The organism is Pseudomonas sp. 478 (genome assembly GCF_003254125.1).
Classification (GTDB): Bacteria; Pseudomonadota; Gammaproteobacteria; order Pseudomonadales; family Pseudomonadaceae; genus Aquipseudomonas.
Window position 1 is genome coordinate 633,670 of record NZ_QKZG01000001.1, and the last position, 15,242, is coordinate 648,911.

Consider the following 15,242-nt stretch of genomic DNA (forward strand, 5'->3'; position numbering starts at 1 on the left):
GGTGTATCGATGTCGCGAGGGGGGTGAAACGTTTGCGTGGCGCTAGATTAGGCCGGTGCGGGGGGGAGGATCAAGCTTGGATCGGTGTAGGAAAGGTTTACCAGGAGAGGTGTAGTGTTTGGTCGGGCCCCTTCGCGAGCAAGCCCGCTCCCACATTGGATTTGTGAACGACACAGATCAAATGTGGGAGCGGGCTTGCTCGCGAAGGGCGCGCCGCGGTGTAACTGTCTTACTGCGCGGTCAGGCTCACATCCCGCAACGGCTTGCCACGCACCGGCGCATCGCCAGCCACGTAGTAAGCAGCCTTGCTACGCGGCAACGGCTTGCGACCACGGATCTTGTCGGCGATTTTCTCGGCGATCATTATCGTCGGCGCGTTCAGGTTGCCGGTGGTGATGATCGGCATGATCGAGGCATCGACCACCCGCAGGCTCTGCATGCCATGCACACGACCTTCAGCGTCAACCACGGCCATGTCGTCGGTGCCCATCTTGCACGAGCAGGACGGGTGGAACGCGGTTTCGGCGTGTTCGCGGATGAACTTGTCGAGCTGCTCATCGGTTTGCACGTCGATGCCCGGGCTGATTTCGCGGCCACGGAAAGCGTCCAGTGCGGGCTGTTGCATGATTTCACGGGTCAGGCGGATGCCGTCGCGGAATTCCTGCCAGTCCTGCTCGGTGGCCATGTAGTTGAACAGGATGCTCGGGTACTCGCGCGGGTCTTTGGACTTGGCCTGGACCCGACCACGGCTCGGCGAACGCATGGAACCCATGTGCGCCTGGAAACCGTGCTCTTTCACACCGTTGCTGCCGTTGTAGTTAATCGCGACCGGCAGGAAGTGGTACTGGATGTTCGGCCAATCGAATTCCGGACGGGTACGAATGAAACCGCCGGCTTCGAACTGGTTGCTGGCGCCGATGCCGGTGCCTTTGAACAGCCACTCGGCACCGATGGCCGGCTGGTTGTGCAGCAGCAGCGACGGGTACAGCGAGACCGGTTGGGTGCACGCGTATTGCAGGTACAGCTCGAGGTGATCCTGCAGGTTTTCACCCACGCCCGGAAGGTCGTGGACCACCGGGATGTCGAGTTTTTTCAGCAGTTCGGCCGGGCCGACGCCGGAGCGTTGCAGAATCTGCGGCGAAGCGATGGCGCCGGAGCACAGCAGCACTTCTTTGCGGGCGCGGACTTCAACGCGCTCTTCAGCAGCGCCGATCAGGTAACGCACGCCGACCGCACGCTTGCCTTCAAACAGAATCTTATCGGTCAGGGCGTGGGTGACGATGGTCAGGGTCGAGCGCTTCTTGGCGATGTCCAGGTAACCGCGAGCGGTGCTGGCGCGACGGCCGTTCGGCGTCACGGTGCGGTCCATCGGACCGAAGCCTTCTTGCTGGTAACCGTTCAGGTCTTCGGTGCGCGGGTAACCGGCTTGCACGCCGGCTTCAACCATCGCGTTGAACAGCGGGTTATTGCCGGCTTTTGGCGTGGTCACGCTGACCGGACCGTCGCCACCGTGGTAGTCGTTAGGGCCGATGTCGCGGGTTTCAGCCTTGCGGAAATACGGCAGGCAGTTCAGGTAGTCCCAGTCTTCCAGGCCTGGCAGTTTGGCCCAGTTGTCGTAGTCCATCGCGTTGCCGCGGATGTAGCACATGCCGTTGATCAGCGAAGAACCACCCAGGCCCTTGCCGCGACCGCATTCCATCCGACGACCGTCCATGTGCGGCTCTGGATCGGTTTCGTAGGCCCAGTTGTAGCGACGGCCTTGCAGCGGGAACGCCAAAGCGGCCGGCATTTGCGTGCGGAAGTCTAAACGGTAGTCCGGGCCGCCTGCTTCGAGCAGCAGGACGGTGACGCCTTCGTCTTCAGTCAGACGGGTCGCCAGGGTGTTACCGGCCGAGCCGGCACCGATGATGATGTAATCGAATTCTTGGGACATTGAATGCACCCTCTTTGAAGTTGGTCAGGTCGGCGAGTGCTGCGCACTCGATCGCCAGCAGGCTGGCTCCCACATTGGAATGCGTACTCCTGTGGGAGCCAGCCTGCTGGCGATGACGGCCTCGCAGGCGAAGCAAATACCGCCTTAGAAAACCGAGGCGTAATCGCCCAGTTCGACCTGTACCGATTTGATGCGTGTGAAGTTGTTCAGCGAGCTGATGCCGTTCTCACGGCCCACGCCCGATTGCTTGTAGCCGCCGACCGGCATCTTGGCGTCGGACTCGCCCCAGGCGTTGATCCAGCAGATACCGGCTTCCAGTTGATGAATCACGCGGTGAGCGCGGTTCAGGTCCTTGGTGACGACGCCAGCGGCCAGGCCGAACTCGGTGTCGTTGGCACGACGGATCACTTCTTCTTCGGTTTCGTAGGTCAGGATGCTCATCACCGGGCCGAAGATTTCTTCGCGAACGATGGTCATCTCGTCGGTGCAGTCGGTGAACACGGTCGGAGCCACGAACGCGCCTTTGGCGAATTCGCCTTCGGTCAGACGGCTGCCGCCGCACAGAACGCGAGCGCCTTCTTCCTTACCTTTGGCGATGTAACCCAGCACGCTTTCCATGTGGGCGAAGCTGACCAGCGGGCCGAAGTTGGTGTTCTCGTCTTGCGGGTTGCCGACGCGGATGCGCGCAACGCGTTCAACAATCTTGGCTTCGAAAGCGGCTTTCAGGTGGCTCGGCACGAACACGCGAGTGCCGTTGGTGCAGACCTGGCCGGAGCTGTAGAAGTTGGCCATCATGGCGGTGTCGGCGGCGCGGTCGAGGTCGGCGTCGTCGAAAATGATCAGCGGGGATTTGCCGCCCAGTTCCATGGTCACGTCTTTCAGCGACGAGGCGGAAGCGCTGGCCATGACCTTCTTGCCGGTGTCGGTGCCGCCGGTGAAGGAGATTTTTTCGATGCGTGGGTGCTCGGTCAGCCAGGTACCGACTTCACGGCCGCTGCCGGTCAGTACGTTGAACACGCCAGCCGGAACGCCGGCTTCGGTGTAGATCTCGGCCAGTTTCAGCGTGGTCAGGGAAGTGACTTCGCTTGGCTTGAAGATCATCGCGTTACCGGCCGCCAGGGCAGGTGCGGATTTCCACAGGGCGATCTGGATCGGGTAGTTCCACGCGCCGATACCGGCCACGATGCCCAGTGGCTCGCGACGGGTGTAGACGAACGAAGTGGTGCGCAGTGGAATCTGCTCGCCTTCAATGGCCGGCACCAGGCCTGCGTAGTACTCCAGCACATCAGCACCGGTGACGATGTCGACGTACTTGGTTTCGGAGAACGACTTACCGGTGTCCAGAGTTTCCAGGGCGGCCAGTTCATCGTTGCGCTCGCGCAGGATGTCGACGGCACGACGCAGGATGCGCGAACGCTCCATGGCGGTCATCGCAGCCCAGATTTTCTGGCCCTTTTCGGCGCTGACTACAGCGCGCTCGACGTCTTCCTTGGTCGCACGTTGTACGGTTGCGAGGACTTCACCATTAGCCGGGTTGATGGCTTCGAAGGTGGCGTCGCTGCTGGCGTCACTGTAGCCGCCATCGATGTAGAGTTTTTGCAGTTCGAAACGGGCCATAAAGTCCTCGCAAGTGCATAAGTTAGTTGGCGTTAACCACCGGGCGTGCCGTAAAGCCTTGGCAGCGCTGGTCAGTGGCGGTTCAGGTGCTGAGCGGTTCTGTGTGCTCTAACTCACCTGCTTGGCCAGTTGGATATCCATGTATTCGTAAGCGATTCGTTGCGCCTGCTCGGTGTCGAAAGCATCTCCCGACAGCGCGCCGCGCAACCACAAACCGTCAATGAGGGCTGCCAGGCCACGGGCGGCGCTGCGCGCTTGATCAAGCGGCAACGCACGACGGAACTGGCAGCACAGGTTGGAATACAGACGGTGATCGTTGATCCGCTGCAACCTGTGCAAAGACGGCTGGTGCATGCTGGTGGCCCAGAAGGCCAACCAGGTTTTCATTGCCGGGCCATTGACCTGGCTGGCGTCGAAGTTGCCTTCGATAATCACCTGCAGATGCGCCCGTGGGCTGTCATCTGCCATCGCCTGACGGCGCGCGGTGACGTTCTCGCTGAGGACGCTCATCAGATACCGCATCGTGGCGGCGATCAGGCCATTCTTGTCCTGAAAATAGTGACTGATGATGCCATTCGAGACACCGGCCAAACGGGCGATCAGCGCAATGCTGGCGTCCCCCATTCCGACCTGATCTACCGCCTGCAATGTGGCTTCGATCAACTGCTGGCGGCGGATGGGTTGCATACCGACCTTGGGCATCGTGCACATCTCCTTAGGCCTTCCGGCGGACGTAAACGTCTAGCGGATTGAGGGCCAGTCTATTTTGTTTTGATTGAACGTTCAATCAACAAAGAATAAGATCTGCGACAATTCGTCGCTACCTACAGGTTTTTCCTACATGTAGTTGGCGGAAAAACGACATCTGAAAATGCTCGAAACCCACACGCTCAGGCGTTCAGGGGTTTCGGGCTTTTTTCGGGCTGTCTTTATATCACCCGCTGGTCGGCTGCCAACTAACCGAATGGTCGGGTAACGCGTTGCCTTGTGTTTTTCTCTCGCACTGCCTGGAGCATCTGTGCCATGAGTTCTGCCTCTCTAATAAAGACCCCACCCGAGAAGGTGACGGTCAACGGTTGGGTGTTTTACACCTCTACCGCGTTGATCCTGTTGTTGACCGCCATTCTGATCGTCGCCCCGCAAGAGGCCGGCAGATTGCTCGGTATTGCCCAGGCCTGGTTGTCCCGCAGCTTCGGCTGGTACTACATGGTGGTGATCGCCGCTTACCTGGTGTTCGTGGTCGGCCTGGCGTTTTCGTCCTACGGCAAGCTCAAACTGGGCAGCAAGGACGACACCCCGGACTTCAGCTACGGCGCCTGGGCGGGGATGCTGTTCTCGTCGGGTATCGGCATCTCGCTGTTGTACTTTGGTGCTTCCGAACCGCTGGACCACTACTTCAATCCGCCGGAAGGCGTGGCCGCCAGCAACATGGCCGCCCGTCAGGCTGTGCAGCTGACATTCCTGCACTGGGGCCTGCATGGCTGGGCGATCTACGCCTTGGTCGGCCTGGCCGTTGCTTACTTTGCTTACCGTCATAACCAGCCGCTGGCGTTGCGTTCTGCGCTGTATCCGCTGGTCGGCGAGCGTTGGGTCAAAGGCGCGGCCGGTCATGCAGTGGACGGCTTCGGCATGTTCGTGACCCTGCTGGGTCTGGTGACGAACCTGGGGATTGGTTCGCTGCAAGTGTCGTCGGGGCTTGAAAACCTGTTCGGCATGGAACACAGCAACACCAACCTGCTGATCGTGATCATCGTGATGAGCACCGTGGCGACCATCGCGGCTGTGTCGGGTGTGGAAAACGGTATCCGCCGTCTGTCCAACCTGAACATCGTGCTGTTCAGTGGCCTGCTGATTTTCGTGCTGCTGTTCGGCCCGACCCTGCACCTGCTCAACGGCTTCGTGCAAAACATCGGCGACTACCTGAACGGCGTGGTGCTGAAGACCTTCGACCTCTATGTGTACGAAGGCGACAGCGAGAAGTCTGACCGCTGGTTGGGCCTGTGGACCCTGTTCTACTGGGCCTGGTGGATTTCCTGGGCCCCATTCGTCGGCATGTTCATCGCGCGTATTTCCCGTGGCCGCACGGTGCGTGAACTGGTCGCTGGCGTGCTGCTGATTCCACTGGGTTTCACCCTGGCATGGTTGTCGATCTTCGGTAACTCGGCCCTGGACCTAGTGATGAACCATGGGGCGGTGGAACTCGGCAAGACTGCGCTGGAACAGCCGTCGATGGCGATTTACCAACTGCTTGAGCACTACCCGGCGTCGAAAATCGTGATCGGCGTGTCGATCTTTGTTGGTTTCGTGCTGTTCCTGACCCCGGCGGACTCCGGCGCGGTGATGATGGCCAACCTTTCCTGCAAGGGCGGTAACGTCGACGAAGACGCCCCGCACTGGCTGCGGATCTTCTGGTCGGCGGTGATCACGCTGGTGACCATCGGCCTGCTGTTCGCCGGTAACTTCGAAGCCATGCAAACCATGGTGGTGTTGGCGGGTCTGCCGTTCTCGGTGGTTCTGGTGTTCTTCATGTTCGGCTTGCACAAGGCGATGCGCCAGGACGTGCAGATCGAACAGGAGCAAGCGGAGCTCGCAGCCCGTGGTCGTCGTGGTTTCAGCGAGCGTTTGACGCAGCTGGACTTACAGCCGAATCAGTCGATTGTTCAGCGTTTCATGGACAAGCAAGTGAGCCCGGCGCTGGAAGATGCGGCTGTGCAATTGCGCGCTCAGGGTCTGGATGTGCAGACGTTGCTGGGCAAATCGAAACGCTGCATGGGCCTGCGGATCGAGATGGAAGAGGGCAACCCTTTTGTCTACGAAGTAAGCCTGGACGGCTATCTGGCAGCGGCGAGCGACACGGTGTCGGCTGAAAGTGCTGATGAACCGCGTGCACGTTATTACCGCGCCGAGGTGTACCTGCACAACGGCAGCCAGGACTACGATTTGATGGGCTTCACTCAGGATCAGATCACCCGTGACGTGCTCGATCAGTTTGAAAGCCATCGGCAGCTACTTGGCCGGGTCTATAGCTGAGTAATCGAGGACGCGGTGTTTCGGTCCGAAGCACCGCGTCGGCTTCATCGCCAGCAGGCTGGCTCCCACAAGAGAATGCATTCCAATGTGGGAGCCAGCCTGCTGGCGATGGGGTCTTCAACTCCAACATGCATTACCCGATATCCCATAAACAAAAACGCCGCGATCTCTCGCGGCGTTTTTGTGTGTGTTGCCTTACCCCAGGTTCTTGCCGAGCAGTGCGTGATACAGCTCGCTGTCACCCAGAATCCCGACCACCTTGTTGTTGTCGTGCAATACCAGCTTGTTGCCTGTCTGATATCGAATCTGCAGCGCGTCGCGCATGCCGATGTTCGAGTCGACCAGCGTCGGCCGACGACCCAAACCTTCAACTGCTTGCCCAGGGATCCAGTTCTGCAGGTCCAGGCTCGCGCCATTCTGGCGTGCGCCTTTGATGGTGTTGCCTTCGGCCAGGTCCAGCCAGGAATCACCGCCCGGATCGAGGCATACCGAACCGTTGATGCGTTTGCAGTTGTCCAGGGTGCGCATCAGGCTGCGACCGCACAGCACGTTCAGCGGATTGGTGTGGGCGACGAAGGTCCGCACGTAATCGTCCGCAGGGTTCAGCACGATCTCTTCCGGCACGCTGTACTGAATGATCCGACCGTCTTTCATGATTGCAATACGGCTGCCGAGCTTCAGGGCTTCATCGAGGTCGTGGCTCACGAAAACGATGGTCTTGCTCAGCTTGCGTTGCAGTTCCAGCAGTTCGTCTTGCAGGCCTTGGCGGATCAGTGGGTCGAGTGCCGAGAACGGTTCGTCCATCAGCAGGATGTCGGCGTCCATCGCCAGGGCACGGGCCAGGCCCACGCGTTGTTGCATACCACCGGACAGCTCGTTGGGTTTCTTGTTGCGCCATTGGGTCAGGCCCACCAGCTCAAGCTTTTCATCCACCAGTTTGCGGCGTTCTTTCTCAGGGCGACCCTGCATTTCCAGACCGAAACTGATGTTCTCGCGCACCGTCAACCAAGGCATCAGGGCGAACTTCTGGAACACCATCGCAATGCGCTTGGTGCGCATCATTTTCAGTTCTGCCGGAGTGCAGGAGGCGATGTCGATCTGCTTGCCTTCGTGCTCGACGAACAGCTTGCCGCGGCTGACTGTGTTAAGGCCGTTGATGCAGCGCAGCAGACTGGACTTGCCGGAGCCGGAAAGGCCCATCAGTACGCAGATTTCACCTTTTTCGACGTCCAGGCTGGCCTTTTCGACCCCAACGATCTGCCCGGTCTTTTTCAGGATCTCGTTACGGGTCATGCCTTGATCCAGCAGCTTGAGTGCCTCGCGTGGATCCTTGGAGAAGATTACGTCGACGTCTTCGAAGCGAATAATGCTCATGCGTCACCCCCTACTTTAGCTTCGGGTTGTTTGCAGATACGGTCGAGCATGATCGCCAGCAGTACGATCGCCAGGCCTGCTTCGAAGCCCAGGGCGATATCAGCAGTGTTCAGTGCGTTGACCACGGGTTTGCCCAGGCCATCGGCGCCCACCAGTGCCGCGATCACCACCATCGACAGCGACAGCATGATGCACTGGGTGATACCGGCCGCGATGCTTGGCATGGCGTGGGGCAGTTCGATTCGCGAGAGCAGCTGACGTCGCGAGCAGCCAAAGGCCTTGCCAGCGTCCATCAATTCTTCCGGGACATCGCGAATACCCAGGTAAGTCAGGCGGATAGGTGCGGCAATCGCGAACACCACCGTAGAAATCAGACCCGGGACCACACCCAGACCGAAGAGGGTCAGGGTAGGAATGAGGTACACGAAGGTCGGTACGGTCTGCATCAGATCGAGCACCGGACGCATCAGTGTGTAAAACATCGGTTTATGCGCGGCGACGATGCCCAACGGCACGCCGATGACCACGCAGACCAGGGTGGCGAACAACACCTGGGCGAGGGTTTCCATGGTTTCCTGCCAGTACCCCAGATTGAGGATCAGCAGGAAGGAGGCGATGACAAAAACGGTCAGGCCCCATTTTCGTTGAATGAAGTGTGCCAGTAGTGCGATGAGGCCGATCAATGCCAGCGGGTTGAACCAGGTCAGCGCAAAAGTCACACCGTGGATCATCGTTTCCAGTGACACGGCGATTGCGTCGAAGGTGCTGGCGCCGTGTTGCGTCAACCATTCAACGAAGCCCGCGATGTACTGGCCTAAGGGTATTTTCTGATCAATCAGCATGGTAGTGAACGTCCGCATGCAAGGAAATAAACAGCCCGGGCGAGCGAACTCGCCCGGCGTAAGCGATTACTGCGCGAGCTTGGCTTTCACGGCCTCCAGGCCTGGTTTACCGTCAATGGTGGTCACGCCAGCGAGCCAGGTATCGAGGACCTGTGGATTCTTTTTCAGCCAGGCCTTGGCGGCCGCGTCAGGCTTCATTTTGTCGTCCAGGACGTTGCCCATCAGGGTGCTTTCCATGTCGACGGTGAACTCCAGGTTTTTCAGCAACTGACCGACGTTGCTGCATTCCTGGACATAACCCTTGCGGGTGTTGGTCGCCACGGTGGCGGCACCGAAGTCCGGGCCGAAGAAATCGTCACCACCGGTGAGATATTGGATCTTGAAGCGCTTGTTCATCGGGTGCGGCGCCCAACCGAGGAACACCACGGCGGTGTCGCGTTTCTGGGCGCGGTCGACTTGCGACAACATGCCCGCTTCGCTGGACTCGACGATCTTGAATCCGGCGTCTTTCAAGCCGAAGGCGTTCTTGTCGATCATACTCTGAATCAGACGGTTGCCATCGTTACCCGGCTCGATGCCGTAGATCTTGCCGTCGAGCTCTTTCTTGAATTTCGGAATATCGGAGAAGTCGTGAAGACCTTTGTCATACAGCGCTTGAGGTACGGCGAGGGTGTACTTGGCGCCGGTGAGGTTGGTGCGCACGACGTCCACGGTGCCGGCATCGCGATAAGCCTTGATGTCGTTTTCCATGGTCGGCATCCAGTTACCGAGGAATACGTCCATGTTCTTGCCGTCGGCCAGGGACTTGTAGGTCACCGGCACGGAAATCATCGTGGTTTTGGTCTTGTAGCCGAGGGCATCGAGAACGACGCTGGTGGTGGCTGTAGTGACGGTAATGTCAGTCCAGCCGACATCGGAGAAGTTTACGGTGTTGCACTGAGCCGGTTCTGCGGCTTGAGCCAGAAACGGCAGACTCAGCATGGCGGCCAACAACAACGACGGGGAACCTTTCATGGATGGACTCCTTGGTGTTTTTTTTGGCAGTGTTCCGACTGGACCACCGCACTTATAGGTTGCGGTTGGATGGCGTTTTGGAGACATCTCTACCACGGCGCCTTGCAATCGAGTCGATACGATCATGTACCAGTGAAAATCTGACGCCTACAGGGTGCGTCGTAACCAGTACAGGGATGGTCGCATCCAGTGTCGGTGACGTCGTTTACAGCTTTTTTCAGCCCCTTTTGCCCCTCTGATCTGCAAAAAAACGGCGAAAACGCAGCGTCAAAGCCTCGCGGCGTTGGTGGGCATGAGTGCGTCGGTGTGAGACGTCGAACGACATGACAAAAGCCTGATGATGCGGCCATCTCGGCGGATTGCAGCTTGAGCGTAGCAGCTCCGTCACTGGGCGCTTTTGCGTCTGGAGTTGGCACATCCAGGAGTTCGGCAGTAATGGCTATCAGTGTTTTCGACCTGTTCAAAATCGGCATCGGTCCTTCCAGTTCGCACACCGTGGGGCCGATGCGCGCTGCGGCGTTGTTCGTGCAAGGTTTGCGTGAACAGGGTCTTTTGGAGCAAGTACGGCGCGTCGAAGTTCAGCTTTATGGTTCGTTGTCGGCCACCGGCATCGGTCACGGCAGCGACAACGCGGTGATCATGGGCCTGATGGGCGAGTGGCCGGACGCGATCGATCCGTCGCAAATCGGCATCCGCATTGAAACCCTGCGCGAAACCCACACACTATTGCTCGACGGTCGCTTGTCGGTCCCGTTCATCTGGGCCCGGGACATGCGCCTGATCGACGAGAACCTGCCGTTCCACCCCAACGCCATGACGCTGATTGTCGAAGGTGATGACGGTGAGCTGCATCGCGATACCTACTATTCCATTGGCGGCGGTTTTGTCGTCGATGAGGCACAGGCTTCCAGCGGCGTGGTCGATCTGGATCGCACCGTGTTGCCGTACGATTTCTCCAGTGCCGTCGAGTTGCTCAGCCTCTGCAAGCAGCACAACTTGCGCGTTGCCGAATTGATGTTGGCCAACGAGAAGGTCTGGCGCAGCGAAGAGGAAATCCGCGCTGGCCTGATGACACTCTGGCGCGCCATGCAGGATTGCGTGGAGCAAGGCCTCAAGCACGAAGGCATCTTGCCCGGCGGCCTGAATGTGCGCCGTCGCGCGGCCAAATTGCACCGCAGCCTGCAAGAATTGAACAAGCCCAATGTGATCGGCTCGACCTTGAGCGCCATGGAATGGGTCAACCTGTTCGCCCTGGCGGTCAATGAAGAAAACGCCGCTGGCGGACGCATGGTCACGGCGCCGACCAATGGTGCGGCGGGGATCATTCCGGCGGTGCTGCACTACTTTATGAAGTTCAGCGAAGTGGTGACTGAAGCCAACGTAGTCGACTATTTCCTCAGTGCGGCGGCGGTCGGGATTCTGTGCAAGAAAAACGCTTCGATTTCCGGTGCCGAAGTCGGTTGCCAGGGCGAAGTCGGTTCGGCCTGCGCCATGGCGGCGGCCGGGCTGGCGGAGATTCTGGGGGCGACACCGGAGCAGCTGTGTAACGCGGCGGAAATCGGCCTGGAACACAACCTCGGCCTGACCTGCGACCCGGTGGGCGGGCTGGTGCAAGTACCGTGCATCGAGCGCAATGCGATTGCTGCGGTGAAAGCCATCAACGCAGCGCAGATGGCACTGCGTGGCGACGGTCAGCACTTTATCTCGCTGGATCGGGTGATCCGCACGATGCGTGATACCGGTGCCGATATGCATGACAAATATAAAGAGACATCGCGCGGTGGGTTGGCGGTTAGCGCGGTGGAGTGCTGAGACTGGGTTGATCGTGTGGTGAGGGGGCTTTTGTGGCGAGGGGATTTATCCCCGTTCGGCTGCGCAGCAGTCGTAAAGATTTTGGGGCCGCTTCGCGACCCAACGGGGATAAATCCCCTCGCCACAACAGGCCACATAGCACCACGCCGGACCAGTCAAAACTGCGCACAAAGTGAACACCGGAATCAAAACGCGCCACGTTTTGGCGCGTCGCTTACAGATAAGCCCCTTGCCCCAGATCCGGGATCCAGGTTGGCCATTACCGCCTGTCACCTGTGCTTGCGGTGACACTCTTCACCAGGTCGCTGTAGCCCTGTTCCCACAAGTGCTACCGATTTGCTCAAGCCCAACGGGGCAGAGCGCCTCCCGCCGATAATGGCACTTATAACCCCCACTCCCGGCGCGGCTTATTTAGACGCGGCGCGACGTCGTTTTCAGGAGTTATTGAACAGCCATTCAACTTTAGGCATGGCATTTGCTCTGTCATTACAAAGCCCGTCTCCCACGCGAGAACGATGGCAATAACAAGAGCCTCCGCCTGAGGCCATCATCCGCTTTGTGTGAGGAGATACCGCGATGACGACGTTCAACTCCGGGGCCCAACCCCAGAACCGTGCGCCTCAATCCATCGGCTTTCTGCTGCTGGACAATTTCACGCTTATTTCTCTGGCCTCTGCAGTAGAACCCCTGCGAATGGCTAACCAACTGTCCGGCCGCGAGCTGTATCGCTGGACCACAATGACTGTCGACGGTGGTCAGGTCTGGGCCAGTGACGGTCTGCAGATCACCCCCGACTGCTCCATGCACAAAGCACCGGCCCTGGACACCATCATTGTCTGCGGCGGTATCGGCATCCAGCGCACTGTTACCCGTGAACACGTGTCATGGCTGCAAAGCCAGGCGCGTCAGTCCAAGCGTCTGGGCGCGGTCTGCACCGGCAGCTGGGCCCTGGCCTGTGCCGGTTTGCTGGACGGTTTCGATTGCAGCGTGCACTGGGAATGCCTGGCCGCTATGCAGGAAGCGTTTCCACGTGTGGCCATGAGTACGCGTCTGTTCACCCTCGACCGTAACCGTTTCACCAGTTCCGGCGGCACCGCGCCACTGGACATGATGCTGCACCTGATCAGCCGCGATCATGGTCGTGAACTGTCCGCCGCGATCTCGGAGATGTTTGTCTACGAACGCATCCGCAACGAGCAGGATCACCAGCGTGTGCCGCTCAAGCACATGCTTGGCACCAACCAGCCGAAGTTGCAGGAAATCGTCGCGCTGATGGAAGCCAACCTGGAAGAGCCGATCGACCTCGACGAGCTGGCGGTGTACGTCGCCGTGTCGCGTCGTCAGCTGGAGCGGCTGTTCCAGAAATACCTGCACTGCTCGCCATCGCGTTACTACCTGAAACTGCGCTTGATCCGCGCCCGGCAGTTGCTCAAGCAAACGCCGATGTCGATCATCGAAGTGGCGTCGGTGTGTGGTTTCGTGTCTACGCCGCACTTCTCCAAGTGCTACCGCGAATACTTCGGCATTCCGCCGCGTGACGAACGCGTAGGTTCCAACACCACCCAACAAGTGGCGATGATGCCGCTGCCGCAAGCGCTGGTGTTGTCACCGTTGTCCGGGCCGCTGTCGGCGTTGAGCCAGGCGCGCAATGAGTCGACGTTCGCTAGCGTAAGGCTCTAAACCGCGGCGCCTTCATTCGCGAGCAGGCTCGCTCCCACATTAGATCGCGTTCCTCTGAGAGGAATCGGTCAACTGTGGGAGCGGGCTTGCTCCGGGCGGCGATCTGACGAAAGCGGTCTATCAGGCGCTACGGCTCTGCTGATACTCGGCCAACGCGGGCAGCAATTGCTTGTCGATGGCCTGGCGCACGGCCGGCAGGATGGTCGCACTGCTGGTGTACATCTGCTTGACCATTGTCCGCAGTTCCGTTGCCCGTTCGTTGTTCAAACCCCGTACCGCGCATTCGCAGGCCTGCTCAGCGGTTGCACCTGGGGGGACTGCAAATCCTAATGCCTTGAGCTGGCCCAACAGGTCTTCCTGGTCAATCAAATCGGTGTACATCATGACGCAATCCTTCTTCAGGGAACGGTGTCGTGGTTCGATTCTCATAGGGGTACGGAGTGGCGGCAAGGACGATTTGTCGCAATGGCCGCAATACCTATGAACAGGTCGTTTTCGGCTAACTTGCTACAGATGGGAGTGGGCACACTGGGATCAGCTGGTTTCACGATGGTTTGGTCACCCTCGCGCAACGGCTCCTCAACAGTACCCACCTCTGCCCCGATCCTGTCACGGCTTGATCGGGGTTTTTTTTGCCTGTGAATCAGGGAGGGATGGGGTGTCTGGGCTGACGCCATCGCGAGCAGGCTCACTCCCACAGTTGACCGAGTTCTAACAGGAGAATGCGGTCGAATGTGGGAGTGAGCCTGCTCGCGATGAACGATGACGCGGTCTAGCGCTGCAACACCAAAATCCGCGACAACAATTCATCCCGATCGACATAACAACCCTGAAAATGCCGGGCGCCAGTAGCAGGGTCGAAGGCGTTGCGGGCGTGGAGGGTGCGGCGGTTGTCGAAGCACCACATTTCGCCAGGGTTTAACCGCGTCATCACGCGGAGTCGCGCTTCCCGGGTCATCGCAATAAAGCGGCGGTAGGCGTGATAGAGCGCCGGCATCTGCTCGACCGACGCATCGAACGGACCGCGCAGAAAATTCGCCATGCGGATTTCTGAAACCTGCCCAAAGGCATCCAGCGCGATGATCGGCGCCAGGCAACGGTAGTCGCTGTGGCGGTCTTTGTTGCGGAACTCCACAGGGATTTCGCAGAGGCTTTTGAACGCTTCGGGATCTTCTTCGCGCAAGGCTTCGGCAATGGCAAAACCGTCGACGAAAATACTCTCGCCACCCTCGGCATCATTCACCAGGCAATGCAGAAATTGCAGCCCCGGTTGTAACTCCCGGGTCGGCAGGTCGCTGTGCAACGGCAGGTTGAAAGCGGTGTAGGCATTACTGTCGGCATCGGCCTTGGATTGCACGTTGAACAGCACCCCAAAATTGCTCTCGCGGATGAAGGAAATCCGCTGGGCAATCAACTTCAACGAGCCTGGCTCGGTGGGCACACCGCGGACCTGAGTCAGGCCGGTATCGCGCACGGCCAGCAGCCATTGCAGCAAGGCGTGGTTGTCGTTCATCAACGCCCGGTAGTCGAACACCGGCAGCGTCAGGTTGCTGTTCCAGAGCTGACTTTTTGGCTTGGATGCCCGGCGTTCGGCGCGGGACTCATCATCGTAGGCGTGGGCCCGTAGCCAGCCAGGATCGAAGCGGCTGAGATGGCCGTCCTGCCAATCGACACGCAGGCAGCCTTCAGCATCAACGCTGACGTCCGAGGGTTTCAGGTTTTCGGCGACGTCGACGATTTCCAGCACTTGCTCGCGGGTGACGGTGTAGACGCACAGCGGGCACGGGCAGTTGTCCCGCAGCCACTGATGATGAAACGGGCTGACACGGTCATCGGCCCACTTCACTTGAATTCGGTCCGCCAGGGTGTGTACGGCGGTCAACGCGCTGATCAACGGGTAGGTACGGAAGTCGGCAAAAGCGGCGGCGGTGTTCAATGGC

The 15,242-nt window shown here is 59.3% G+C and carries 11 protein-coding genes; 3 read left to right on the top strand and 8 right to left on the bottom strand.

Annotated elements, in window-relative coordinates; translation table 11 throughout:
* Positions 1–229 precede the first annotated feature (229 nt).
* The 3 genes from betA to betI all read right to left on the bottom strand — a co-directional run bounded on the left by betA (position 230) and on the right by betI (position 4,252).
* Positions 230–1,933, bottom strand: a complete 1,704-nt coding sequence (gene betA, locus DFS28_RS03120) for a choline dehydrogenase (protein WP_111448515.1) — start codon at positions 1,931–1,933, stop codon at positions 230–232.
* A 144-nt stretch (positions 1,934–2,077) separates the two neighbouring features.
* Complete coding sequence (gene betB / locus DFS28_RS03125) at positions 2,078–3,550, bottom strand: betaine-aldehyde dehydrogenase (RefSeq protein ID WP_111448516.1); 1,473 nt, start codon at positions 3,548–3,550, stop codon at positions 2,078–2,080.
* Between the two features lie 108 nt (positions 3,551–3,658).
* On the bottom strand, positions 3,659–4,252 hold the full coding sequence (gene betI, locus DFS28_RS03130; RefSeq protein ID WP_018928769.1) for a transcriptional regulator BetI: 594 nt from the start codon (positions 4,250–4,252) through the stop codon (positions 3,659–3,661).
* Between the two features lie 378 nt (positions 4,253–4,630).
* Between betI and DFS28_RS03135 the strand changes: the two genes are divergently transcribed.
* Positions 4,631–6,580 (top strand): BCCT family transporter, encoded by a 1,950-nt coding sequence (locus tag DFS28_RS03135; RefSeq protein ID WP_223527611.1) that lies wholly within the window; start codon positions 4,631–4,633, stop codon positions 6,578–6,580.
* A 195-nt stretch (positions 6,581–6,775) separates the two neighbouring features.
* Here DFS28_RS03135 and choV read toward each other — a convergent pair whose 3' ends face one another.
* The 3 genes from choV to DFS28_RS03150 all read right to left on the bottom strand — a co-directional run bounded on the left by choV (position 6,776) and on the right by DFS28_RS03150 (position 9,810).
* The gene (gene choV, locus DFS28_RS03140; RefSeq protein ID WP_111448517.1) at positions 6,776–7,954 is read right to left on the bottom strand and encodes a choline ABC transporter ATP-binding protein; all 1,179 of its coding nucleotides are present in this window, start codon (positions 7,952–7,954) and stop codon (positions 6,776–6,778) included.
* Positions 7,951–8,796: a choline ABC transporter permease subunit gene (choW, locus tag DFS28_RS03145; RefSeq protein ID WP_033060358.1), complete on the bottom strand. Its 846-nt coding sequence runs from the start codon at positions 8,794–8,796 to the stop codon at positions 7,951–7,953. Before choW ends, choV begins: the two co-directional genes overlap by 4 nt.
* Positions 8,797–8,862: 66 nt before the next feature.
* The gene (locus DFS28_RS03150) at positions 8,863–9,810 is read right to left on the bottom strand and encodes a choline ABC transporter substrate-binding protein (RefSeq protein ID WP_111448518.1); all 948 of its coding nucleotides are present in this window, start codon (positions 9,808–9,810) and stop codon (positions 8,863–8,865) included.
* 435 nt (positions 9,811–10,245) lie between these two features.
* Here DFS28_RS03150 and DFS28_RS03155 point away from each other — a divergent pair, with 435 nt between their 5' ends.
* Together DFS28_RS03155 and DFS28_RS03160 are read left to right on the top strand one after the other, a co-directional pair.
* Positions 10,246–11,622 carry an L-serine ammonia-lyase gene (locus DFS28_RS03155; RefSeq protein WP_111448519.1) on the top strand — a complete coding sequence of 459 codons (1,377 nt, stop codon included), beginning with the start codon at positions 10,246–10,248 and terminating at the stop codon, positions 11,620–11,622.
* A gap of 576 nt (positions 11,623–12,198) precedes the next feature.
* Positions 12,199–13,302 (top strand): GlxA family transcriptional regulator, encoded by a 1,104-nt coding sequence (locus tag DFS28_RS03160; RefSeq protein ID WP_008151925.1) that lies wholly within the window; start codon positions 12,199–12,201, stop codon positions 13,300–13,302.
* A gap of 120 nt (positions 13,303–13,422) precedes the next feature.
* Here the strand turns inward: DFS28_RS03160 and DFS28_RS03165 are convergent, their stop codons facing one another.
* Positions 13,423–13,686: a hypothetical protein gene (locus DFS28_RS03165; protein ID WP_111448520.1), complete on the bottom strand. Its 264-nt coding sequence runs from the start codon at positions 13,684–13,686 to the stop codon at positions 13,423–13,425.
* Between the two features lie 388 nt (positions 13,687–14,074).
* Positions 14,075–15,238, bottom strand: coding sequence for a gamma-butyrobetaine dioxygenase (locus tag DFS28_RS03175; protein ID WP_111448522.1), 1,164 nt, complete (start codon positions 15,236–15,238; stop codon positions 14,075–14,077).
* Positions 15,239–15,242 lie beyond the last annotated feature (4 nt).

What these genes read in the sequence shown, in the direction of transcription:
- betA (WP_111448515.1), bottom strand. Translation starts at nt 1,933, where the DNA reads ATGTCCCAAGAATTCGATTACATCATCATCGGTGCCGGCTCGGCCGGT.
- betB (WP_111448516.1), bottom strand. Translation starts at nt 3,550, where the DNA reads ATGGCCCGTTTCGAACTGCAAAAACTCTACATCGATGGCGGCTACAGT.
- betI (WP_018928769.1), bottom strand. Translation starts at nt 4,252, where the DNA reads ATGCCCAAGGTCGGTATGCAACCCATCCGCCGCCAGCAGTTGATCGAA.
- choV (WP_111448517.1), bottom strand. Translation starts at nt 7,954, where the DNA reads ATGAGCATTATTCGCTTCGAAGACGTCGACGTAATCTTCTCCAAGGAT.
- choW (WP_033060358.1), bottom strand. Translation starts at nt 8,796, where the DNA reads ATGCTGATTGATCAGAAAATACCCTTAGGCCAGTACATCGCGGGCTTC.
- DFS28_RS03150 (WP_111448518.1), bottom strand. Translation starts at nt 9,810, where the DNA reads ATGAAAGGTTCCCCGTCGTTGTTGTTGGCCGCCATGCTGAGTCTGCCG.
- DFS28_RS03155 (WP_111448519.1), top strand. Translation starts at nt 10,246, where the DNA reads ATGGCTATCAGTGTTTTCGACCTGTTCAAAATCGGCATCGGTCCTTCC.
- DFS28_RS03160 (WP_008151925.1), top strand. Translation starts at nt 12,199, where the DNA reads ATGACGACGTTCAACTCCGGGGCCCAACCCCAGAACCGTGCGCCTCAA.
- DFS28_RS03165 (WP_111448520.1), bottom strand. Translation starts at nt 13,686, where the DNA reads ATGATGTACACCGATTTGATTGACCAGGAAGACCTGTTGGGCCAGCTC.